Annotated in this window: 18 protein-coding genes, 1 tRNA gene and 1 pseudogene; 14 read left to right on the top strand and 6 right to left on the bottom strand. The window is 67.0% G+C overall.

The window, feature by feature from the left end:
- Nucleotides 1–41 precede the first annotated feature (41 nt).
- The 3 genes from tilS (at nucleotide 42) to KU887_RS11090 (ending at nucleotide 3,264) form a co-directional block, all read left to right on the top strand.
- The gene (tilS, locus tag KU887_RS11100; protein WP_048984785.1) at nucleotides 42–1,463 is read left to right on the top strand and encodes a tRNA lysidine(34) synthetase TilS; all 1,422 of its coding nucleotides are present in this window, start codon (nucleotides 42–44) and stop codon (nucleotides 1,461–1,463) included.
- A gap of 343 nt (nucleotides 1,464–1,806) precedes the next feature.
- Entirely contained in the window at nucleotides 1,807–3,060 is a 1,254-nt protein-coding gene (locus KU887_RS11095) for an aspartate kinase (protein ID WP_012492698.1), read from the top strand.
- A 110-nt stretch (nucleotides 3,061–3,170) separates the two neighbouring features.
- Nucleotides 3,171–3,264 (top strand) — tRNA-Ser (locus KU887_RS11090).
- A gap of 230 nt (nucleotides 3,265–3,494) precedes the next feature.
- Here KU887_RS11090 and KU887_RS11085 read toward each other — a convergent pair.
- Nucleotides 3,495–3,766 (bottom strand): annotated as a pseudogene (locus tag KU887_RS11085) (DUF932 domain-containing protein); the annotation flags it as partial.
- Between the two features lie 464 nt (nucleotides 3,767–4,230).
- Between KU887_RS11085 and KU887_RS11080 the strand changes: the two are divergent.
- The 5 genes from KU887_RS11080 to cyoD all read left to right on the top strand — a co-directional run bounded on the left by KU887_RS11080 (nucleotide 4,231) and on the right by cyoD (nucleotide 9,872).
- Entirely contained in the window at nucleotides 4,231–5,760 is a 1,530-nt protein-coding gene (locus tag KU887_RS11080) for a NuoM family protein (protein ID WP_077020259.1), read from the top strand.
- Between the two features lie 273 nt (nucleotides 5,761–6,033).
- Complete coding sequence (gene cyoA / locus KU887_RS11075; protein WP_012492697.1) at nucleotides 6,034–6,921, top strand: ubiquinol oxidase subunit II; 888 nt, start codon at nucleotides 6,034–6,036, stop codon at nucleotides 6,919–6,921.
- A 3-nt stretch (nucleotides 6,922–6,924) separates the two neighbouring features.
- The gene (cyoB, locus tag KU887_RS11070) at nucleotides 6,925–8,931 is read left to right on the top strand and encodes a cytochrome o ubiquinol oxidase subunit I (RefSeq protein ID WP_006498653.1); all 2,007 of its coding nucleotides are present in this window, start codon (nucleotides 6,925–6,927) and stop codon (nucleotides 8,929–8,931) included.
- Nucleotides 8,931–9,539 (top strand): cytochrome o ubiquinol oxidase subunit III, encoded by a 609-nt coding sequence (gene cyoC, locus KU887_RS11065; protein ID WP_006483998.1) that lies wholly within the window; start codon nucleotides 8,931–8,933, stop codon nucleotides 9,537–9,539. Before cyoB ends, cyoC begins: the two co-directional genes overlap by 1 nt.
- Nucleotides 9,540–9,872: a cytochrome o ubiquinol oxidase subunit IV gene (cyoD, locus tag KU887_RS11060; protein ID WP_006478441.1), complete on the top strand. Its 333-nt coding sequence runs from the start codon at nucleotides 9,540–9,542 to the stop codon at nucleotides 9,870–9,872.
- Nucleotides 9,873–9,980: 108 nt separating this feature from the next.
- Here the strand turns inward: cyoD and KU887_RS11055 are convergent, their stop codons facing one another.
- Nucleotides 9,981–10,280, bottom strand: coding sequence for a DUF4148 domain-containing protein (locus KU887_RS11055; protein WP_012492696.1), 300 nt, complete (start codon nucleotides 10,278–10,280; stop codon nucleotides 9,981–9,983).
- A 217-nt stretch (nucleotides 10,281–10,497) separates the two neighbouring features.
- Here KU887_RS11055 and KU887_RS11050 point away from each other — a divergent pair, with 217 nt between their 5' ends.
- The 3 genes from KU887_RS11050 to KU887_RS11040 are packed head-to-tail and all read left to right on the top strand — an operon-like array spanning nucleotide 10,498 to nucleotide 13,260.
- Nucleotides 10,498–11,172: a response regulator transcription factor gene (locus KU887_RS11050; protein ID WP_006483985.1), complete on the top strand. Its 675-nt coding sequence runs from the start codon at nucleotides 10,498–10,500 to the stop codon at nucleotides 11,170–11,172.
- An 11-nt stretch (nucleotides 11,173–11,183) separates the two neighbouring features.
- Nucleotides 11,184–12,575, top strand: coding sequence for a HAMP domain-containing sensor histidine kinase (locus KU887_RS11045; RefSeq protein WP_006498654.1), 1,392 nt, complete (start codon nucleotides 11,184–11,186; stop codon nucleotides 12,573–12,575).
- 19 nt (nucleotides 12,576–12,594) lie between these two features.
- Nucleotides 12,595–13,260 carry a response regulator transcription factor gene (locus KU887_RS11040; RefSeq protein ID WP_006483996.1) on the top strand — a complete coding sequence of 222 codons (666 nt, stop codon included), beginning with the start codon at nucleotides 12,595–12,597 and terminating at the stop codon, nucleotides 13,258–13,260.
- 82 nt (nucleotides 13,261–13,342) lie between these two features.
- Here the strand turns inward: KU887_RS11040 and KU887_RS11035 are convergent, their stop codons facing one another.
- The 4 genes from KU887_RS11035 to KU887_RS11020 all read right to left on the bottom strand — a co-directional run bounded on the left by KU887_RS11035 (nucleotide 13,343) and on the right by KU887_RS11020 (nucleotide 19,502).
- Nucleotides 13,343–13,600, bottom strand: coding sequence for a DUF4148 domain-containing protein (locus KU887_RS11035; protein WP_006498655.1), 258 nt, complete (start codon nucleotides 13,598–13,600; stop codon nucleotides 13,343–13,345).
- Nucleotides 13,601–13,710: 110 nt separating this feature from the next.
- Complete coding sequence (locus tag KU887_RS11030; RefSeq protein ID WP_048984790.1) at nucleotides 13,711–15,126, bottom strand: efflux transporter outer membrane subunit; 1,416 nt, start codon at nucleotides 15,124–15,126, stop codon at nucleotides 13,711–13,713.
- Nucleotides 15,119–16,294: an efflux RND transporter periplasmic adaptor subunit gene (locus KU887_RS11025; protein ID WP_006498657.1), complete on the bottom strand. Its 1,176-nt coding sequence runs from the start codon at nucleotides 16,292–16,294 to the stop codon at nucleotides 15,119–15,121. The genes KU887_RS11030 and KU887_RS11025 overlap by 8 nt, the downstream gene beginning before the upstream one ends.
- Nucleotides 16,284–19,502, bottom strand: coding sequence for an efflux RND transporter permease subunit (locus KU887_RS11020; protein WP_258250058.1), 3,219 nt, complete (start codon nucleotides 19,500–19,502; stop codon nucleotides 16,284–16,286). The genes KU887_RS11025 and KU887_RS11020 overlap by 11 nt, the downstream gene beginning before the upstream one ends.
- Nucleotides 19,503–19,796: 294 nt before the next feature.
- On the opposite strand from KU887_RS11020, the gene KU887_RS11015 reads away from it, so the two are divergent.
- The 3 genes from KU887_RS11015 to KU887_RS11005 all read left to right on the top strand — a co-directional run bounded on the left by KU887_RS11015 (nucleotide 19,797) and on the right by KU887_RS11005 (nucleotide 23,264).
- Nucleotides 19,797–20,153, top strand: a complete 357-nt coding sequence (locus KU887_RS11015) for a hypothetical protein (RefSeq protein WP_012328786.1) — start codon at nucleotides 19,797–19,799, stop codon at nucleotides 20,151–20,153.
- Nucleotides 20,154–20,293: 140 nt separating this feature from the next.
- Nucleotides 20,294–22,168: an extracellular solute-binding protein gene (locus KU887_RS11010; RefSeq protein WP_080331500.1), complete on the top strand. Its 1,875-nt coding sequence runs from the start codon at nucleotides 20,294–20,296 to the stop codon at nucleotides 22,166–22,168.
- A 52-nt stretch (nucleotides 22,169–22,220) separates the two neighbouring features.
- The gene (locus tag KU887_RS11005; RefSeq protein ID WP_006481944.1) at nucleotides 22,221–23,264 is read left to right on the top strand and encodes a microcin C ABC transporter permease YejB; all 1,044 of its coding nucleotides are present in this window, start codon (nucleotides 22,221–22,223) and stop codon (nucleotides 23,262–23,264) included.
- The last annotated feature ends 43 nt before the right edge of the window (nucleotides 23,265–23,307 follow it).

Raw genomic sequence — 23,307 nt, 5'->3', positions numbered from 1 at the left:
TGCGTATTCAATTCGCGCGCCGTTGCGCGCGTGTCCCGCTCGTGATCCCGCCCACCGAATTCTCCGCCGACCGCGCCGTACTCGACGCGGTCGGCGTTGCGCTTTCCAGCCTGCCGCCTGATGCGCGCATCGCGATCGCCTACAGCGGCGGCCTCGATTCGACCGTGCTGCTCGACGCGGCCGTGCGCGTCGCGGGCGCCTCGCGCTGCGTCGCGCTGCACGTGCATCACGGCCTGAGCGCGAACGCGGACGCCTGGGTCGCGCATGCCGAAGCGGATGCGGCGCGACTCGGTGTCGCATTCGAATCGATGCGCGTCGACGTGCCGCGCGACAGCGGGCTCGGCATCGAGGCGACCGCGCGCGAGCGTCGCTACGCGGCGCTCGACGCGATGGGTGAACGCCACGGCGTGGCGACGCTGTGGCTCGCGCAACATGCGGACGATCAGGCCGAGACGGTGCTGCTGCAACTGTTGCGCGGGGCGGGAATCGCGGGGCTTGCCGCGATGGCGCCGCGTTATCGCCCCGACGGCGTGAGCATCGAGCGTGTGCGCCCGTTGCTGCGGCTGTTGCGCGCACAACTCGAGCGCTATGCGGAGCAGCACGCGCTTGCCTGGATCGATGACGAATCGAACGGCGATACGCGCTATGCGCGCAATGCGCTGCGCCTCGACGTGCTGCCGGCGCTGGCCGTGCATTTTCCGGGTTTTCGCGATGCGCTCGGTCGCGCGGCCCAGCATGCGGCCGCCGCGCAGCGGCTGCTCGACGATCTGGCCGAGCTGGATTTCGCCGTCGCCGCGCGCGACGACGGGCGGGCGCTGTCGCGCGACGCGCTGATCGGATTCGACGATACGCGCGGTGCGAATCTGCTGCGCTTCTGGATGCGCCGGCTCGGTTTGCCGGGCGCGTCGGCTGCGCGGCTCGCCAACATGATGCGGCAACTGCGTGCCGCGCACGACGCGCATGCGCTGCGCGTCGATCACGCGGGGCAGTGCCTGAGGCTCTATCGCGATGTCGTGTACTGGGAAGCGGGCGACAGCAGCGAACCGGCCGACGACGGCACCGGTACGCCGCACCCGGAGGCGGCGCTTGCATGGGACGGGCAGGAAGTGTGGCATCTGCCGGGATGGCGCGGCACGTTCGTGTTCGCGCCGGCCGACGCGGGGAGCGCCGATGCGGTACCGGAGGCGCTGCTGCGCGGTGCGCGGCTGGCTGCGCGCGCCCGGGCGGGCGGCGAACGGATGCGTACGTCGCCGGGCGGGCCGGGCCGGACGCTGAAGAACCTGTTCCAGGAGCGCGGCGTGCCGGCCTGGCAGCGCGACGTGCCGCTGCTGTTCGCGGGCGACCGGCTGATCTACGTGCCGCGGCTGGGCGTCAATCGCGACATCGACGTGCCTGACGGCGCGACGTCCGGCGCCGCCGCATGGCGCCGGATCGAATGGCGTCCCGACCTGCTGATCGCGTAGCGGCGGGCAGCCTGCCGGCGGCGCGATGGCGTGCCCGTTTTCACCATTTGGTAAACAGCGCCGGAACGGCCGCCGACACGGCGCGCGGCTTGTCAAGCGGGCTTCTATCGGGTACGCTCGGTCGTTTGCTCGGCTCGATTTTTGAGCGTTTTGTGCAGGTTTTCCGCGTGACGTACCCGGTTTGCGCGGCCTGATCGGCCTTCCGGGCAAAATCCGTCACGCTTGCGTGTTGCGTCCCAGCCGTCCCCCTCGTCGTCCGTCCACAGCCACAAGCCGCGTGACCGAACGGCTACGCGGCCTGCCCAGCGCGCCCGTGCGGTTTCTCCTCCAGTTCAGAACGACAATGGCACTCATCGTACACAAATACGGCGGCACTTCGATGGGCTCGGTCGAGCGCATCAAGAACGTCGCGAAACGCGTCGCAAAATGGCATCAGGCCGGGCACCAGATGGTGGTCGTGCCGTCGGCGATGTCCGGCGAAACCAACCGTCTGCTCGGTCTCGCGAAAGAGATTTCGAGCCAGCCGAGCCCGCGTGAGCTCGACATGATCGCGTCGACCGGCGAGCAGGTCAGCGTCGGCCTGCTGTCGATCGCGCTGCAGGAAATCGGCGTCGAGGCCGTGAGCTATGCCGGCTGGCAAGTGCCGATCAAGACCGACAGCGCGTTTACGAAAGCACGCATTCACTCGATCGACGACGAGCGTGTGAAGGACGATCTGAACGCGGGCAAGGTCGTGATCATCACGGGCTTCCAGGGCGTTGATCCGGACGGCCACATCACGACGCTGGGCCGGGGCGGCTCTGACACGTCGGCGGTGGCGGTGGCGGCTGCGCTGGGTGCCGAAGAGTGCCTGATCTATACCGACGTCGACGGCGTCTACACGACCGATCCGCGTGTCGTCGAAGAGGCGCGCCGCCTCGATCGCGTGACGTTCGAGGAGATGCTGGAAATGGCCAGCCTCGGCTCGAAGGTCCTGCAGATCCGCTCGGTCGAATTCGCCGGCAAATACCAGGTGAAGACGCGTGTGCTGTCGAGCCTGACCGATCCGCTGATTGCGCTCGACGAAGAAATGCGCTCGGGCACCCTGATTACTTTTGAAGAAGACGAGACCATGGAAAAGGCAGTCATTTCCGGCATCGCGTTCCAGCGCGACGAAGCACGCATTGCTGTGATGGGCGTGCCCGACAAGCCGGGCATCGCATATCAGATCCTCGGGCCGGTGGCCGATGCGAACGTCGACGTCGACATGATCATCCAGAACCAGAGCGTCGAAGGCAAAACCGACTTCACGTTCACGGTTGGTCGCGGCGACTACCAGAAGGCGATGGATATCCTCACCAACCAGGTGCAGGGCCATGTGAGCGCCGAGCGCGTGCAGGGTGACCCGAAGGTGTCGAAGGTGTCGGTCGTCGGCGTCGGCATGCGGTCGCACGTGGGCGTCGCGAGCAAGATGTTCCGCACGTTGTCGGAAGAGGGCATCAACATCCAGATGATCTCGACGTCCGAAATCAAGATTTCGGTGCTGATCGACGAGAAATACATGGAGCTGGCCGTCCGCGCGCTGCACAAGGCATTCGAACTCGACCAGGCATCGTGAATTTTTCGTGATGCATTGAAGAAAATGCATCACGGAAATTGACGGGCGGTTCGAAACCCTATATTATTTCGTTCTCGTCGCACTGCCTCCCTGGTGCGAGCGAAAGTTTGGGAGACGTGGCCGAGAGGTCGAAGGCACTCCCCTGCTAAGGGAGCATCTGGGCCAAAACCTGGATCGAGGGTTCGAATCCCTCCGTCTCCGCCAAAAGCGGTGACAAAGCCCCGCAAGTTCTCGGACTTGCGGGGCTTTTTCTTTTTCAGTTCTCAGCGGGCCCATCAGCAAGAATGCGCTGGACGTAGGTGGGTACCGGTTGACGCCGCTGGTATTGCGCGCTGCCGTCGCGCGCGAGGGCAGCGCTTGACGATTGCTCGTCCCGGGCACGCCGGGGAAAAGACCCATCCGAGATGCTTCGGAACGCGCCTGAAGCGGCGGATGCGGCTGCTGAGCAGCACAGCTGCGGTCTCAAGCGGTAAGCCGCCGATCTCCGCAAGGTCTCGATAACACTCCCGATCTCCTCTGATTGCATGACCTGATAGCGCGCAGAGACAACCGACAGCAGTGCTTCGGTATCCGAACGATAGAGAGCCTTCCGTTCGTGAAGCGCGTGAATCGAGCCGAGGCTGCGATTGCCAGCGGCGACGAAGCGCACTTCGGTTTGTTCGATCCGCCCGTTCATGCCGGCGGCATGCTTCCAGACTTCGAGCCGGCGCCGGATCGTGCTTGCCCGGCCGATCCTCGCTCAAATGCACGCGGCACGAAATGAAATAACAATGAAAGGTTATTTGTAAGGAGCGAGGCGCTGAGCGACCGGGACACAGCCGAACACCGATCATGCTGTTCCGGCCCTCCGAAATGACCGGTTGACATCAAAAATGCGGCGCTGCGTCGATTTTCATCGCACGCGGCATCAAGCAATACGAAAAATTACTCAAACAAATCAGTGAACTACGCTGCCGCCGAAAATCGATGCTCTGCTGCGCTGCAGAAAATAATCAATCGTCTTATGCTGGTTAACCCGATCGCGTTTGAGCGGCGTCAAGTTTTCCGGTGATGCCACTTTACATTTTGCCAACATTGGCAATTCACGAAATCTACCTGTCGATTTGATTTCGTTCCTTTCGTCGCGCCTGTCCCCGATGCAGCGCGCGACCTCCTCAAGGCCCTGTTGACATGCATGATTTCCCCTTCCTGAGCCTGGCCATCTGGGTTCCGATACTGTTCGGCGCGGGCCTGCTGCGCGCCGGTTCCGACCAGCAGGCACGCCGGATACGACTGATCGCGCTGGTCGGCGCGATTGCCGGGCTGGCGGCCGTGGTTCCGCTCGTTGCCGGCTTCGATGCGCATTCGGCCGCGATGCAGTTCGTCGAAAGACGCGACTGGCTGGCGGCATTCAATTCCGGGTGGCGGGTCGGCATCGACGGCGCGTCGCTCTGGCTCGTCGTGCTGACCGCATTCACGACGCTCGTGGTGGTGGTGGCGTCGTGGGAGTCGGTCACGGTGCGCGTCGCGCAGTACTACGCGTCATTCCTGATCCTGTCGGGGCTGATGGTCGGCGTGTTCGTCGCGCAGGACGGGCTGCTGTTCTTCATCTTCTTCGAGGCGACGCTGATTCCGCTGTACCTGCTGATCGGCACGTGGGGGCGCGAGCGACGCGTGTATGCGGCCGTGAAGTTCTTCTTCATCTCGTTCGCCGGCTCGCTGTTGCTGCTGATGGCGATGCTGTACCTGTACGCGCAGTCGCATACGTTCGACATGGCCGTGTGGCGCACGCTGCAGCTCGGTTTCGCGCCGCAGTTGCTGGTGTTCCTCGGCTTCTTCGCCGCGTTCGCGGTCAAGGTGCCGATGTGGCCGGTCCACACGTGGCTGAGCGACGTCTACACGGACGGCCCGACGGGCGCCGCGCTGATGCTCGCGATGCTCAAGCTCGGCGGCTACGGGTTCCTGCGCTTCGCGCTGCCGATCACGCCGGACGCGAGTCACTTCTTCGCGCCGGCCGTGATCGCGCTGTCGCTGTTCGCGATCGTCTACGCGAGCCTCGTCGCGCTCGCGCAGACCGACCTCGGCAAGCTGCTCGCGTATTCGACGGTCGCGCACATGGGGATCGTCACGCTCGGCCTGTTCCTGTTCAATCGGATCGGCGTCGAAGGCGCGATCGTGCAGCTCGTGTCGTACGGCTTCGTGGCGGGCGCAATGCTGTTGTGCGTGAACGTGCTCGTGGATCGCACCAAGCGGCGCGAGATCGCCGCGTACGGCGGCGTGGCGGGCGTGATGCCGCGTTTCGCGACCTTCACGCTGCTGTTCGCGATGGCCAACGTCGGCCTGCCGGGCACGTCGGGGTTCGTCGGCGAGTTCATGGTGATCATGGGCGCGATCCGCTTCAACTTCTGGATCGGCGCGATCGCGGCGCTCACGCTGATCCTCAGCGCGTCGTACACGCTGTGGATGCTCAAGCGCGTCGTGTTCGGCAAGGTCGCGAGCCAGCGGATCGCGAAGCTCGCCGACCTGAACCGTCGCGAGATCGTGATGTTCGCGTCGCTCGCGCTGATCGTGCTCGCGGTCGGCATCGATCCGAAGCCGTTCACCGATGCGATCGATCCGACCGTCGGCAGGCTGATCCAGGAAGCGAGCCATTCGAAGGTGCCGGCAGGGGATGGCCCCACGCCGGCGCTGCCGTCGTACATGGCGTCGACGCACGACTGATCCCGGCACGTCGAGCCGCGCAAGCGCGCCGCCTCACGCGGCGCGCATCGTTGCGCGCGCATCGATCGCGGTCCGGCACGGCGTGTGCCGGGCTCGCTTCCGGCTGCGTGAAATTGCCCCGCGACAATGTGACTCACGGCAGATTTTGCAATGATGATTTGCCGCATGCACCGGTTTTTCATCGCACTCGCGCGACGTATGATTCGGCCAATTTCGTGAATCGAATGCGCATCGGGCGTACGCGAACGGATTCAATGACCCTCGGGCTGTGTGATGAAAAGAAGAGCTTCAAGAGGCTGGTCGGCGCTGATGTCCATGGGCGCGGCATTGAGCCTGTCAGGTTGTAATTTAGATGTACTAAATCCGAAAGGAAGCGTGGGTGCGGCCGAAAAGGCGCTGATCGCGACGTCCACCTGGGCGATGCTGATCGTCGTCGTGCCGGTGATTCTGCTCACGCTATGGTTCGCGTGGCGTTACCGCGCGTCGAACCGCAACGCCGCCTATGCGCCGAACTGGTCGCACTCGACCGCGATCGAGGTCGTGATCTGGACCGTACCGACGCTGATCATCCTGTTCCTCGGCGTGCTCACGTGGAAGACCACCCACGAGCTCGATCCGTACAAGCCGCTCGAATCGGCGGTGAAGCCGCTCGACGTCGAGGTGGTCGCGCTCGACTGGAAGTGGCTGTTCATCTATCCGGAACTCGGCATCGCGTCGGTGAACCAGCTCGCGATTCCGGTCGGCACGCCGGTGAACTTCCGCATCACGTCGGATTCGGTGATGAACTCGTTCTTCATCCCGCAGCTCGGCGGCCAGGTCTACGCGATGGCCGGCATGCAGACGCGCCTGCACCTGATCGCCGACGAGCCCGGCAACTACGCGGGCACGTCCGCCAACTTCAGCGGCCGCGGTTTCTCCGACATGAAGTTCCGCACGCTCGCCGAGCCGCGCGAGCAGTTCGATGCGTGGGTGCAGAAGGTGAAGGCGTCGCCGGACCGGCTCGACGCGACCTTGTACGGCAGCGTCGCGCAGCCGAGCGAGAAGGCGCCGGTGCGCTACTTCTCGTCGGTCGATCCGCGGCTCTTCCACAACATCATCGCGAAATACAACGATGGCCACGTCCTCGACCTGAAGGACGCCGCCTGCGGCACGAAGGGGTAACGCATGTTCGGCAAACTCACACTTTCGGCGATCCCGTTCGATCAGCCCATCATCATGGGGGCCGGCGCCTTCATGGGGCTGGTCGTGCTGGGCATTCTCGCCGCGCTGACGATCACCGGCCGCTGGAAATGGCTGTGGACGGAATGGCTGACCACGGTCGACCACAAGAGACTCGGCGTGATGTACATCATCGTCGCGCTGATCATGCTGCTGCGCGGCTTCGCCGACGCGATCATGATGCGCATGCAGCTCGCGCTCGCGTACAACGCGCCCGGCTACCTGCCGCCGCACCACTATGACCAGATCTTCACGGCACACGGCGTGATCATGATCTTCTTCATGGCGATGGTGTTCATGGTCGGCCTGATGAACCTGGTCGTGCCGCTGCAGATCGGCGCGCGCGACGTCGCGTTCCCGTTCATCAACTCGCTGTCGTTCTGGATGACGGCGGTCAGCGCGATCCTGATCAACGTGTCGCTCGTGATCGGCGAATTCGCGCAGACGGGCTGGCTCGCGTACCCGCCGCTGTCGGAGCTGCAGTTCAGTCCGGGGGTAGGGGTCGACTACTACCTGTGGGCGCTGCAGATCTCCGGGGTCGGCACGCTGCTGACCGGCGTGAACTTCTTCGTGACGATCATCAAGATGCGCGCGCCGGGCATGACGCTGATGAAGATGCCGGTGTTCACGTGGACGGCGCTCTGCACGAACGTGCTGATCATGGCGTCGTTCCCGATCCTGACCGCGACGCTCGCGCTGCTCGGCCTCGACCGTTACCTCGGCATGCATTTCTTCACGAACGAAGCCGGCGGCAACGCGATGCTGTACCTGAACCTGATCTGGGCGTGGGGCCATCCGGAGGTGTACATCCTGATCCTGCCGGCGTTCGGGATCTTCTCGGAAGTCATCGCGACGTTCGCGAAGAAGCCGCTGTTCGGCTACAAGACGATGGTGTACGCGACCTGCGCGATCATGGTGCTGTCGTTCCTCGTGTGGCTGCATCACTTCTTCACGATGGGCTCGGGCGCGAACGTGAACGCGTTCTTCGGGATCATGACGATGATCATCGCGATTCCGACCGGCGTGAAGGTGTTCAACTGGCTGTTCACGATGTACCGCGGCCGGATCGAGTTCACGACGCCCGTGCTGTGGACGATCGGCTTCATGGTCACGTTCACGCTCGGCGGCATGACCGGCGTGATGATGGCGATCCCCGGCGCGGACTTCGTGCTGCACAACAGCCTGTTCCTGATCGCGCACTTCCACAACGTGATCATCGGCGGCGTGCTGTTCGGCTATCTCGCGGGCTTCAACTACTGGTTCCCGAAGGCGTTCGGCTTCAAGCTGAACGAGAAGCTCGGCAAGGCCGCGTTCTGGTTCTGGCAGGTCGGTTTCTACGTCGCGTTCGTGCCGCTGTACGTGCTCGGCTTCATGGGTATGACGCGTCGCCTGAACCACTACGACAACCCGGCCTGGCATCCGTGGCTGCTGGTCGCCGCATTCGGCGCCGTGCTGATCGCGATCGGCATCGCATGCCAGCTGCTGCAACTGGTCGTCAGCATCCGCAACCGTCACCTGCCGGAATACCGCGACACCACGGGCGATCCGTGGGGCGGCCGCACGCTGGAATGGGCGACGTCGTCGCCGCCGGCCGACTACAACTTCGCGGTGATCCCGCAGGTGCGCACGCTCGACGCGTACGCGGACATGAAGGCGCGCGGCGAAGGCCGGCCGAACCCGGCGGCGATTCGCGACATCCACATGCCGTCGAATACCTGCGCGGGCCTCGTGATCGCGATCTTCAGCCTGGTGCTCGGCTTCGCGCTGGTGTGGCACATCTGGTGGATGGCGATCGGCGGGCTCATCGGAATCATTGCGACGCTCGTGATCTACAGCTCGCGCGATAACGACGGCTATTACATCCCTGCGTCGACGGTGCGCAAGACCGAAGACAAGCAGCCGACGCAGCGCACGGCCGCGCGCGTCGACGACGTGGAACTGGAGGCCAACTGATGTTGCAGAAAACCTTGAGCGCGACCCTGCTCGAGCACGACGACCATCCGCCGTCGCATTCGGTGTTCGGGTTCTGGCTGTACCTGATGACCGACTGCGTGATCTTCGCGGCGCTGTTCGCGACGTTCGCGGTGCTCGGTCACCAGTACGCGGGCGGGCAGACCGCCAAAGAGCTGTTCGACATTCCGGGCGTCGCGGTCGAAACCGCCGCGCTGCTGCTGTCGAGCATCACGTACGGTTTCGCGATGCTCGCGGCATACAAGCAGCAACGCGGCGCGCTGCTCGCGTGGCTCGCGGTGACGTTCGTGCTCGGCGCGGCGTTTCTCGCGATGGAACTGCGCGAGTTCTCGCACCTGATCGCGGAAGGCGCGGGCCCGCAGCGCAGCGCGTTCCTGTCGGCGTTCTTCACGCTGGTCGGCACACACGGGCTGCACGTGACGGCCGGCCTGCTGTGGATGCTCGTGCTGGCCGCGCAGATCGTGTTCCGTGGCGGCGACCTGACCGATCGCGACCTGCGGCGCCTGACGTGCCTGAGCCTGTTCTGGCACTTCCTCGACATCGTGTGGATCTGCGTGTTTTCCTTTGTCTATCTCGCGAGCGTGATCTAAATGGCCCATTCGCATTCGTCTCAACTCGAAGAAGGGCACGGCAGTGTCGGCGGCTACGTCGCCGGTTTCATCCTGTCGGTGCTGCTCACGGCCGCGTCGTTCGGCCTGGTGATGGGCGGTGTGCTGTCGCCGCATGCGTCGCTGATCGGGCTGGCCGTGCTCGCGTTCGTGCAGATCGTCGTGCACCTCGTGTACTTCCTGCACATGAACGGCTCGTCGGGCCAGCGCTGGAACGTGATGGCGTTCAGCTATACGGTGCTGACCGCCGCGATCGTGATCGTCGGCACGCTGTGGGTGATGCACAACGTCAGCATGAACATGATGTCGCGGTGAGCGGCAGCGTCGCGCATCGGGTTCGTATCCATGCGTGTTCATGAAGAAAAGGCGGCACGCACGTGCCGCCTTTTTGCTTTTCCGGCTGCGTCGCGCCGGACCGTACAGTCAGTGCGGCGTGCCCGCGTCGGCGGTCAACGCATGCGTGCAGTCGGCGCGGTACTCGGCGGCGAGCCGATGCTTCGCGCCGTCGAGATCGTCCGGGTAATACGGGCTCGCATGGGCGGGGTCGTAGCCGACCTGTTCGAGCTCGGTCAGCTCGCGCACGAGGTCCGCGCGCGTGACGTCGTGGCCCGTGTGCACGAACGGGTACGCATTGCATTCCTGCGGGGTGAGGTGCGGCCCCGCGAACGCGGCGGTGCTGGCGCAGGCGAGCAGCATGCAGGCGAGGGTGGTCGACGGTTTCATCCGGTAGCTCCTGGTTTCGCGGCCCGATGCCGCATGACGTGAGCGTAGGCGGCACCGGCCGCGGGGCGGGCGACGCCTGGATGAAACATGTTTCACGCGTGCGGCCGCGCGGCCGGATGAAGCTATTTTCATCTGGCGCCGCACGGCGCTCGCGGCACTTACGATAGCGTCGGGCGCGTCGTGCGCGCCCGTCTTGAGGTTCATTGCGAGGGCAATCATGCGAGTACTGACGGTCGAGGACGATGCGGTGACCGCGAACGAAATCGTCGGCGAACTGACCGCGCGCGGATTCGAGGTCGACTGGATCGACAACGGTCGCGAAGGGATGATGCGGGCGATGAGTGCCTCGTACGACGCGATCACGCTCGACCGGATGCTGCCGGGCGCGGACGGCCTCGCGATCCTGACCGCGATGCGCACGGTCGGCATCGACACGCCGGTGCTGATGCTGAGCGCGCTCGGCGACGTCGACGAGCGGATTCGCGGGCTGCGCGCGGGCGGCGACGATTACCTGACGAAGCCGTTCGATTCGGGCGAACTGAGCGCGCGCATCGAAGTGCTGCTGCGCCGCCGGCAAGCCTCGGGCGTGCCGCAGCAGACGCTGCTGAAGGTCGGCGCGCTCGAGCTCGACCTCATTTCGCGCTGCGCGCGTCGCGGCGCCGACGAGATTCCGCTGCTGCCGACCGAGTTCCGCGTGCTCGAATTCATGATGCGCAACGCGGGCCAGACGATCACGCGCACGATGCTGTTCGAGGCCGTGTGGGGCTATCACTTCGATCCCGGCACCAACCTGATCGACGTCCACATGGGCCGGCTGCGCAAGAAGATCGATCCGCCTGGCGCGAACCCGATGATCCAGACGGTGCGCGGATCGGGCTACATGCTCGCTTGACGGAGGCACGGATGGACGCAGCTCGCGCGGCGAATTTCACGCGCCGCTGGCATACGACGACGTTTCGCTGGCTGTGCGCGTACGCGGCGATCTTCTCGGTGTCGCTGCTGCTGCTCGCGGGCGTGATCAGCGTCGCCGCGACGCATACGATGACACGCGACACCGACGACGTGCTCGCGTGGCAACTGATCTATTTCGATTCGATTCCCGATGCCGAGCTGCCGCTCGCGATCCATCGGCGGCTCGAGCACGAGCACATGCACACGAATTTCTACGGGCTGTTCGATGCGAGCGGGCGCCGCGTGGCCGGTGACATCGCGACGCCGCCGGCGCTGCGCACCGATCGCCACGGCCGGACGCTGAACCGCACGCTTGCGCCGCTCGACGGCCAATCGTCGCCGATCGCGCGCGCGATGGCCGTGCGCCGCGACAACGGGATGACGCTGGTCGTCGCGCGCGACCTGTCGCATTTCATCCAGATCCGCGACGTCGCGATCCGCGGGCTCGTGGTCGGCGGCGTGATGATCCTGATCGCCGGCATCGCGGGCGGCAGCATGCTCGGCATGCGGCAGATGCGCCGCGTCGCCGCGATCCGGCGCGTCACGCGGCAGATCGCCGAAGGCGATCTCGGCAAGCGGCTGCCGGTCGGCCGCTACGACGAACTCGATCTGCTCGCGCATCTCGTGAACCACATGCTCGACGAAGTCGAGCGGCTGATGGGCGAGGTGCGCCATGCCTGCGACGGGATCGCGCACGACCTGCGTACGCCGCTCGCTCGCGTGCATACGATGCTGGCGCGGCTCGCCGACCAGCCGGTCTGCGCCCACGATCCCGCGTCGGCGGCGCTGCTGGCTTCGGCGCGCGACGAGACCGACCGGCTGCTCGAACGTTTTCGCGCGATGCTGCGCATCTCCGAGATCGGCACGCTGAGCCGGCGCGGCGGCTTTGCCGCGGTCGACGTCGCCGTCTTGCTGCGCGACGTGTGCGAGCTGTACGAGCCGCTGGCCGAGGCCGTCGACGTGTCGTTCGAGCTCGAGGCGGCCACGGTCGACGGCATCCATGGCGATCGTGCGTTGCTGTTCGAGGCGTTCAGCAATCTCGCGGACAACGCGATCAAGTTCACACCGCCGGGCGGCCGCGTGCGCGTCGTGCTCCAGACGACGCCGCATGGTCCGCTCGTCCGGTTCGAGGACACCGGGCCCGGCATTCCGCCCGGTGAGCGCAATGCGGTGCTCGAACGCTTCTATCGCGGCGAGCGCACCCGCCACGTGAACGGTTCGGGACTTGGATTAAGCATCGTGTCGGCGGTGATGCGCGTACATGGTTTCGCGCTGCGGATCGGCGATGCGCAGCCGGCCGGCGCGGCGATCACGGTCGAATGCTGGCCGCGTTCGCTCGCATGAGCGCGCAGGAGACCGATCGATGCGCATCCTGCTGATTGCTCCGCCGAATCCGGACGTGTCGCGGCTCGACAAGGCGTTTCGGGAAAGCATGCACGGCGTCGAACGCGTCGACGAATGGCGCGATGGCTGTTTCGCGGCGACGCAGGACCGGTTCGACGCGATCGTGATCGTCGCCACCGATGGCGCGGCCGCGCCGGCGGTTCTCGATGGCTTGCCGCTGCTCGCCGCATCGGCCGGCAGCGCGACGATCGCCGCGATCGTTGCCGGCGCCACGTCCGCCCAGCGCGCGCAGATGCTGAAGGCGGGCTGCGACGTATGCCTGGCCCATCCATGCTCGTTCGTCGAATTGCACGAGCGGTTGCGCGCGCTGTGGCGCCGTGCGGGCGTGATCGCGATGCGTGACTCGATCCGGCTCGACACGGCGACGCGCGCACTCGAGGAGCGGGGCCGGCGGCTCGCGCTCAGCGCACGGGAGTTTCGCGTGGTCGAATGCCTGCTGCGGGAAGCGGGGCGGCCGGTCGGCCGCGACGCGGTGCTGCGCTATGCGTGGGGCGACGCCGACATCGAACCCGAAACGGTCAATGCGCTCGTCGTACGGTTGCGGCGCAAGCTGGTCGCGCATGCGTTCTCCGCGCGGATCGAAACGGTGGCGCGATACGGCTTCCGGTTCGACACGGGCGGCTGACGGAGGGGTGCCGCGCCCCGTTTCGTCAAGACAGGCATGCCGCACGTCGCGCGGCATGCCCGGTCACGTGAGGCGGGACCACTCAATGCGAATAGAGCTCGCGATTGAGCCGCTCGAGCTGGCCATCGCGCTCGGCGTGGACCAGTTCGCGATAGACCTGCGCGCGCGTCAGCGGGGCGGCCTGCGGTGCATTCCATGCCGATTGCTGCGACACCGGTGCGGGCGTCGACGATGCGAGCGTCTGCGGGGCAATTGCCGCGTCGGCTTGCGTTGCGCTGGCCTGGCCGGGCAGGGCGACGCAGAGCGCCGAGAGGAGGGTGGCGAACATCAAGGTTTTCATGGCGTGATCCTTTTCAGGTGGCAGGGGCCGTCGCCGCGATGGCGATGCCGGCATGACACACGTTATCGGGCACACCCCGACGGACGCCGGGCGTGCCGATGAAGAAACGTTCATGAACGCGCGCCGCGCCAGCCGCCGCCGAGTGCGCGTACGAGCCCGACGGATGCCTGCAGGCGCCGCGTGTCGACATCGAGCGCCGCGATCTGCGTATCGAGTTCGGTCGTCTGCGCGGTGACCACGTCGAGATAGCTGACCGCGCCGTCGCGATAGCGCGACATCGCGAGCATCAGCGACTGCCGCGCCGCGACGAGCGCCGCGTCGTCCTGGTCCGCTTCGTCGCCGAGGCGGTGCAGCAGCGCGAGATCGTCCTCGACTTCGCGGAACGCCTGCAGCACGACGGACCGGTAGCGCGCACCCTGTTCGGCGAACTGCGCACGGGCGTGGCGCACGCCGGCCGCGCGCAGGCCGCCGTCGAACAGCGTCATCGCGAGACGCGGCCCGATCGACCAGATCTCGTTCGGCGCGGCGAGCCACGGCGAGAACGTATCGCTCTGGAAGCCCGCGTCGAGGCCGAGCGACAGGTCCGGGAAAAAAGCCGCGCGCGCGACGCCGATTCGCGCGTTCGCGGCCGCGACGCGGCGCTCGGCGGCGGCGACGTCCGGCCGGCGTTCGAGCAGCGTCGAGGCAAGTCCCGTCGGGATCGGTGGCACGCCGGGCAGTGCCGCGGCGGACGGCAGCGTGAACGTCGATGCCGACGCGCCGACGAGCGCCGCGATCGCGTGCTCGTCGAGCGCGCGGCGGGCGGCGATGTCGGACGCGCGGGCCTGGGCGAGCGCGAGTTGCGTCTGCGCACGCGCCACGTCGAGCCCCGAAGCGAGGCCGCCGCGATGGCGGCTGACGGTCAGTTGCCACGCGCGGCGGTACGTGTCGATGGTTTGCGTGAGCGTGTCGGCTTCGCGGTCGAGACCCGCGAGATCGAAGTAGGTACTCGCGACGCCGGCCTGCAGGCTCAGCTGGACCGACGCGAGATCGTCGGCGGCCGCCTGCGCGTCGTCGCGGCCGGCCGCGACCGTATTGCGGACCTTGCCCCACAGATCGACGTCGTAGCCGATGCCGGCCGCGAGCGTGTTCGATTCGTAGACGTCAGGCTGGCCGCTGCCGCGCAACGGCCGGCGCGCCGACTGCCGGTCGCGGTCGGTCTCGGCCCCGATGCCCACGGTCGGCAGCAGCGCCGCATGGGCTTCGTCGAACAGCGCGGCAGCTTCGTCGTGCCGCGCGACGGCGGCGGCGAGATCGGGATTCGCGCGCGCGACGAGCGGTTCGAGCCGGTCGAGCGTCGCGTCGCCGTACACGCGCCACCAGCCGTCGCGCGGCAGGCGGTCGGCCGGCGCGGCGTCGATCCACGGGCCCGTTTCACGAAACGCGGCCGGCACCGGAACGTCGGGCGCGCGATACGTCGGCGCCAGCGAACAGCCGGCCAGCAGTGCGGCGCTGCCCAGCAACGCGGCGAGAAGACGGTCAGCCATGCGCGTGCTCCGTCGTGGCCGCGCCGGCGACGCGCACGGGGTCGCCGTCCGCGAGCGAATCGGGCGGATTGTCGATCACGCGATCGCCCGCCGCGAGCCCCGACGCAATCTCGACGCGCGTGCCGAGGTCGGTCCCGATCGACACGTTGCGCAGCCGCGCGTGCCCGTGTGCATCGAGCACGGCGACCTGCAACCCGTCGTGACGAAAGATCAGCGTGCTGGCCGGAATCGTCAGCCCATGCGCGGCGCCGGGCATCGCGATCCGCACCTGCGCGTATTCGCCGGGAAACAGTGTGCCGGCCGGATTGGCGATCGAAAACTGCGCGAGCAGCGTGCCGGAAGCGGGATCGATCGACTGCGCGGAATCCGCGAGCACGGCGTCGAACGTCATGCCGGGGCGCTCGGGCACGGTCAGCGCGACATGCATGCCCGCGCGGATCGCGGCCGCGTCGTCTTGCGGCACGTGGATGTACAGGCGCAGACGCCGCGCGTCCGACACGGTGAAGAGTTCGGCGCCGTTGCCGCTGCCCGCGTCGATCAGCGCGCCGACATCGGTCTTGCGGGCGGTCACGACGCCGTCGAACGGCGCGGTGAGCCGCTTGAACGATTCGAGCGCTTCGAGCCGCCGCAGGTTGGCGGTGCTCGCCGCGACGGCCGCGCGCTTCGCGTCGAGGTCGCTGCGTTTCTCGTCGGCTTCCTGCTGCGACACGGAATCCTGCGCGAGCATCTCGGCCCAGCGGGCGGCCGTGACGGCCGCGAGCCGCTCGTTCGCGTTCGCGCTCTGCAGGTCGGCTCGCGCCTGCTGCAACTGCTGGTCGAGATCGGGCGTGTCGATCGACGCCAGCAACTGACCGGCCTTCACGTGCGCGCCGATGTCCGCGTACCACGCATGCAGGTAGCCCGGCACGCGTGCATAGATCGGCGCGTCGACATACGCGTCGAGGCGGCCCGGCAGCACGAGCGCGTCGGCCGCGGCCGGCTGCGGCGCGACCGTCGCGACGGTCGGGACCGCCTGTTGCACCGTCCACGCGGCGACCGCGTGCGCATCGTGCTGGCGGGCAAACACACCGGCGGCCGCGGCGACGAGTGCGACCACGGCGCCCGCGATCGCGAGTGGTTTCAGGTAACGCGGCGTGCCGGGGGGACGGACTTCGAATTCAGTGGACATGCTGTTCTCCCGGAGTGACGGAAAGGGATTCGGAGCGCGGCGCGCGATCGCGCCGGTGAACGAGGCTGAACACGACGGGCACGAACACCAGCGTCGCGGCGGTCGCGCACAGCAGGCCACCGATGACCGCCCGGCCGAGCGGCGCGTTCTGTTCGCCGCCGTCGCCGAGACCGAGGGCCATCGGCGCCATGCCGATGATCATCGCGAGCGCCGTCATCATCACGGGCCGAAAGCGCGTGAAGCCGGCCTCGAGCGCGGCGACGGCCGCATCGGCGGTATGCGCGAGCCGTTCGCGCGCGAAGGTGACGACGAGGATGCTGTTCGCGGTCGCGACGCCCATGCACAGGATCGCGCCCGTCAACGCCGGCACCGACAGCGGCGTGCGCGTGACGAACAGCATCCAGACGATGCCGGCGAGCGCGGCGGGCAGCCCGCTCACGATCACGAACGCGTCGCGCCACGAATGGAAGTTCACGACGATCAACAGGTAGATCAGCAGTACCGCGCCGGCCAGGCCGGCAAGCAGGCCGCCGAACGCGCTGTTCATCGTCTGCACCTGGCCGCGCATCGTCACGCGCGAGCCTTTCGGCAGGTCCGCCGCGCTCGCGTGCAGCACGCGTTCGATGTCGGCGCTGACCGCGCCGAGATCGCGGTCCTGCGTCGTCGCGAAGATGTCGTACAGCGGCGCGATGTCGTAGTGCGACACGACCGCATCGGTCTGTCCGCGCACGATCGTCGCAAGGCCGCCGAGCAGTTGCGGCGCGCCCGCGCGGCCGGTGACGGGCAGCGCACGCAGGTCCGACAGTGACGTCATCCGGTACTGCGGGGTCTGCGCGACGATCGGATAGGACACGCCGTTGTGTGGATCGAGCCAGTAGGTCGGCGACACCTGGCTCGTGCCGGACAGGCTCGCGACCACCGCATTGGTGACGTCCTGCTCGGTGACGCCGAGCTGCGCGGCGCGGGCCCGATCGACCGACACCGTGAATTGCGGATAGGTCGACGCCTGCTGCACGCGCGGGTCGGCGACGCCGGGCACCGTGCGGATGCGCCTCAACAGCTCGGTCGCATACGCGCGGTTGGCCGCGCGGTCGGGGCCCGTCACCTGCACGTCGATTGGCGCGGGCGCGCCGAAATTGAGAATCTGGCTCACGATGTCGGCGGGCAGGAACGAAAACGTCACGCCCGGAAACGCGCGCGGCAATACGGTGCGCAACTGCTTCACGTAGCGTGCCGTCGGCGCGTGGTCGCCGGTGAGCGACACGAGGATGTTGCCGTCCTGCGGGCCGATCGTGCCGCTGTTGCTGTACGTGAGGTTGATCCCGCTGTTCGGCAAGCCCATGTTGTCGACGATGCTCGCGAGCGCATGCGGCGGCACGACACCGCGCACCGTGCGCTCGACGCGATCGAACAATGCGGCCGTTTCCTCGATGCGCGTGCCGATCGGCGCGCGTACGTGAATCGCGATTTCGCCGGCGTCGACCGACGGGAAGAAATTGCGGCCGAGCCACGGCACCAGCGCGAACGACACCGCCACCGCGGCGAGGAACAGTGCGACGAAGCGGGCGCGGTGGACGAGGGCGAGGCCGAGCACGACGCGGTAGCCCGCGCGCAGCGCCGCGAAGCGGCGCTCGAACCCTTGCTGGAACGCCACCAGCGGATTGCGCGCGCGCGGCGGCGCGAACGGCGCGCCGTGCGGCGCGAGCACGGCTTCCGGATGCGCGGCATGCGGCTTCAGCAGGTAGCGCGCCATCATCGGCACGAACGTGCGGGACAGCACGAACGACGCGATCATCGCGAAGATCACCGCTTCGGCCATCGGCACGAACAGGAAGCGGGCGACGCCGTCGAGCAGCAGCATCGGCACGAACACGATGCAGATGCACAGCAGCGACACGAAGGCCGGCGCGACGATCTGCGACGCGCCGTCGAGGATCGCGCTGCGCACGTCCTTGCCTTGTTCGAGATGCCAGTTGACGTTCTCGATCGTGACGGTCGCATCGTCGACCAGAATGCCGACCGCGAGCGCGAGCCCGCCGAGCGTCATCACGTTGAGCGTCTCGCCCGCGGCCGCGAGCGCGGCGATCGCCGCCAGCACCGCGAGCGGGATGGACGCGGCGATGATCAGCGTCGAGCGCCAGCTGCCGAGGAACAGCAGGATCATCGCGGACGTGAGCGCGGCGGCGATCAGCCCTTCGCGCGCCACGCCGCTCACGGCGCCCTTCACGAATACCGACTGGTCGCCCATCACGACGAGCCGCAGCGACGGCGGCAGCGTCGCCTCGATGCGCGGCAGCTGCGCCTTGACGCCCGCGATGATGTCGAGCGTCGACGCCGAGCCGCTCTTCAGCACGCTCATCAGCACCGCGCGGCGGCCGTCGACGCGCACGATGTTGCCCTGCGGCGGAAAGCCGTCGCGCACGTGCGCGACGTCGCGCATGAAGATCACCGCGCCGTTCACGGTGCGGATCGGCAGCGCATTGAGCTGGTCGATGGTCAACGGGCTGTTGTTGAGGCGGATGTTGTACTCGAAGCCGCCGATCTTCTGCGTGCCGGCCGGGATGATCTGGTTCTGCTGCGCGAGCGCGGTCGCGACGTCCTGCGCGGACAGTCCCTTGGCCTGCAGCGCCTGCGGATCGAGGTCGATCTGCACCTGGCGCACCTTGCCGCCGTACGGCGACGGAATCGCGACACCGGCGACGGACAGCAACTGCGGCCGGATCACGTTGGTCGCGTAGTCGCCGAGCTGCTGTTCGTTCAGCGTGTCGCTGGTGAGCGCGAGCTGCAGCACGGGCACGGTCGACGCGTTGTAGTTGAGGATCTGCGGCGGCGTGGTGCCGGGCGGCATCTGTTTGAGCACGGTCTGCGAGATCGACGTGACCTGCGCGGTCGCGGTGCGGATGTCGACGCTCGGCTGGAAGAAGATCTTGACGATCCCGAAGCTGCGGAACGACTGCGACTCGATGTGCGCGACGTCGTTGACCGTCGTGCCGAGCGTGCGCTCGTAGTAGGTGACGATGCGCCCGGACATGTCGGCCGGCTGCAGGCCCGCGTAGTTCCAGACGACGCTGATGACCGGAATCCGGATGTCGGGGAAGATGTCGGTCGGCGTGCGCAGCGCCGCGAGCGGCCCGGCGATCAGGATCAGCAGTGCGAGGACGATGAACGTATAGGGGCGCGCGAGCGCGAGTCGGACGAGTTTCAGCATCGGCGAGGTCTCCGCCGGCGCGACGCGCCGGCCTGTCAGCGAGGTGCCGAAGCGCGGCGGGAGCCCGATTCGGCTCGCGCAGTGTGCGGCGCGCCGCTTAACGCCGGGCGCGACGCAGCATGAAAGATGTTTTAGGAAAGGGTATGGACGGGCAATCGACGTCGATTGTTACAAGACGTTAGCGCGGGCTTCCAGTTGCGATGCCGCGCATCAGTTCTTACAAACTTGAAATATGCGGGGACGGTGCTTGCCGTTATAGTCGAATCACACATGACACAACCAGAAGAGGAATCCATGAAGACTTTGCGTGTTGCCTCGCTCCTGACCGGTATGACGGCCTTGCTCGTGTCGGGCGCAGCAATGGCGGGAGTCAATGTCGGGATCAACGTCGGCGTGCCGGCACCCGTCTACGTCGCGCCCGCGCCCGTGTATGCGCCGCCGCCTCCGCCGGTCGTCTACCAGCCGGCGCCTGTCTATGCACCGGCGCCCGTGTACGCGCCGGCGCCGGCGATCGTGATCGGCTGGCACGGCGACCGCTACTGGGACGGCCGCCGCTACTGGGGCCGCGACGAGTGGTACCGCCGCCATGGCCGCGGCTGGGGCGGCGATCGCGGTCACTGGGATCACGGCCGCCACAACGGCTGGCGTTGATCGACCGGTCGCGCGTGCGTGATGCGCGCGCGACGATCGCTCGTGAGGAAACCGCCCGCGTGGCGGTTTTCTTTTGGCTCGACGGATTGAATGGGTAGAATCGTTCACGTTACTACCCTCATTCGACCGACAGGGCCTCTATGACGAAGGGTTCGCCCCGGGCCGCCGCCGCGCGCGCCCGCCTCGGCGTGCTGCGGGCCGCCGGCCGCGTGGCCGCGGTGCTGGCGCTGCACGCGGCGCTGGCCGTGCCGGCCGCGCACGCGGCCTACGCCATTGCGCAGTACGGCGAGCCGAAGTATCCGCCGGGCTTCAAGCATTTCGACTATGTGAACCCCGACGCGCCGAAGGGCGGCACGCTGGTGCTCGCGAACCCGAACCGGCTGACGTCGTTCGACAAGTTCAATCCGTTCACGATGCGCGGCAACGCCGCGCCCGGCATCGACATGCTGTTCGAGAGCCTCGCGACCGGCAGTTCCGACGAACCGGCGTCCGCGTACGGGCTGCTGGCCGACGACATCGCCGTGGCGCCCGACCGCCGTTCGGTCACGTTCCACCTGAATCCGCGCGCACGCTTTTCGAACGGCGATCGCGTCACGGCCGACGACGTCAAGTTTTCGTTCGACACGCTGAAGAGCAAGCAGGCCGCGCCGCAGTTCGGCGCGTATTTCGCGGAGATCGCGAAGGCCGTGGTCGTCGATTCGGCGACCGTGCGCTTCGAGTTCCGCAGCGCGAATCGCGAGTTGCCGCTGATCGCCGGCGGCGTGCCGGTGTTTTCGCGCAAGTGGGGATTGCGCGCCGACGGTTCGCGCATCCCGTTCGACCAGCTCGCGTTCGAGCAGCCGATCGGCAGCGGCCCGTACCTGATCGAGCGTTACGACAACGGCCGCACGATCACCTATCGGCGCAACCCCGCGTACTGGGGTGCCGACTTGCCGGTACGGGTCGGCACCAACAACTTCGAGCGGATCGTGTACAAGCTGTACGGCGACGGCGTCGCGCGGCTCGAGGCGTTCAAGGCCGGCGAATATGACGTGCTCGTCGAGTACATCGCGCGCAACTGGACGCGGCGCGACGTCGGCAAGCGTTTCGATAGCGGCGAGCTCGTCAAGCGCGAATTCCGCCAACATAACGGCGCCGGCATGCAGGGCTTCTTCATGAACCTGCGCCGGCCGCTGTTTCGCGACGTGCGCGTGCGCCAGGCGCTCGACCTCGCGTTCGACTTCGAATGGCTGAACCGCCAGCTGTTCTACAGCGCGTATACGCGCCTCAACAGTTACTTCGCCGACACCGACCTGCAGGCGACCGGTACGCCGGGCGAGGGCGAGCTGAAGCTGCTGGAGCCGCTGCGCGCGCAGCTCGATCCGGCCGTGTTCGGCCCGATGGTCACGCAGCCGGACACCCATCCGCCGGGCTCGCTGCGTGCGAACCTGCTGAAGGCGCGCGCGCTGCTCGCGCAGGCCGGCTGGACCTATCGCGACGGCGCGTTGCGCAATGCGAAGGGCGAGCCGTTCGCGTTCGAGATCCTCGACGATGCAGGCGGCGCGATGGAAGGCGTCGTGACCGCCTACCAGCGCAACCTCGCGAAGCTCGGCATCGCCGTGCGGTTCCGCACGGCCGACTACGCACTGCTGCAAAAGCGCCTCGATGCATTCGACTACGACATGACGACGATCCGCCTGCCGGGCGTGCAGGTGCCGGGCGCCGAGCAATACTCGCGTTACGCGAGCAAGTTCGCCGACGAGCCGGGCTCCGACAACTTCATCGGATTGAAATCGCCGGCCGTCGACGCGCTGCTGCATGCGCTCGGCACCGCGCAGACGCGCGAGGAACTGCTCGACGCGACGCACGCGCTCGACCGCGTGCTGATGCATGGCTACTATGCGGTCCCGCAGTGGTACAGCACGACGCATCGCATCGCGTACAAGCGCACGCTTGCCTATCCGCAGACGCTGCCGCTGTACTATTCGGCCGAGGGCTGGGTCGTGTCGACCTGGTGGGCGAAGCCCGATCACTGACCCGCGCCGGCCCTCTGTTCAACCCCGCCACCCGATCACGAGTCGACGCCCTATGTGGAGCTACATCCTCAAACGCCTGCTGCTGATGATCCCGACGCTCGTCGGCGTGCTGACGCTCACGTTCGCGGTGATCCAGTTCGTGCCGGGCGGCCCGGTCGAGCAGGCCGTGCAGGAGTTGCGCAAGGGCGCGACGGAGCAGGGCGCGACGCCGTTCGGGATGCGCGCGCACACCGGCGTCGACGCGCAGCAGCTCGCGCAGTTGAAGGCGCTGTACGGCTTCGACAAGCCGCCGCTCGAACGCTACTGGCTGATGCTGAAGCGCTTCGCGCGCTTCGATCTCGGCGACAGCTATTTCCGCCACCAGAGCGTGTGGTCGCTGGTCGTGCAGAAGCTGCCCGTGTCGATCAGCATCGGGCTGTGGACGTTCTTCCTCACGTACCTGATCTCGGTGCCGCTCGGCATCGCGAAGGCGGTGCGCAACGGTTCGCCGTTCGACGTCGCGACGAGCCTCGTCGTGCTCGTCGGCTACGCGATTCCAGGCTTCGTGCTGGGCGTGCTGCTGCTCGTGCTGTTCGGCGGCGGCTCGTTCTGGCAACTCTTTCCGCTGCGCGGCCTCACGTCGGACAACTTCGCGCAGCTGTCGCTCGTCGGCAAGGTGCTCGACTACCTGTGGCACATCGCGCTGCCGATCACCGCGTCGGTCGTCGGCAGCTTCGCGGTCGTCACGATGCTCACGAAGAACGCGTTCCTCGACCAGATCCGCCGGCAATACGTGCTGACCGCGCGCGCGAAGGGGCTCTCCGAGCGCAGCGTGCTGTGGAAGCACGTGTTCCGCAACGCGATGCTGCCGCTGATCGTCGGTTTCCCGGCCGCGTTCATCGGTGCGTTCTTCACCGGCAGCCTGCTGATCGAGACGCTGTTCTCGCTCGACGGCCTCGGGCTGCTGTCGTACGAATCGGTCGTGCGGCGCGACTATCCGGTCGTGCTCGGCACGCTGTATCTGTTCACGCTGATCGGGCTCGCGACCAAGCTGATCTCCGATCTCTGCTATGTGTGGGTCGATCCGCGCATTCAATTCGACAACCTGGAGCGCTGACATGAAACGAGCCATGCGCATGCCCGGCGCCAGCGGGCGAGGA

It is taken from the genome of Burkholderia sp. EMB26, assembly GCF_024730645.1.
Taxonomy (GTDB): Bacteria; Pseudomonadota; Gammaproteobacteria; order Burkholderiales; family Burkholderiaceae; genus Burkholderia; species Burkholderia cenocepacia.
This window is presented reverse-complemented; position numbering and strand designations above follow the sequence as displayed.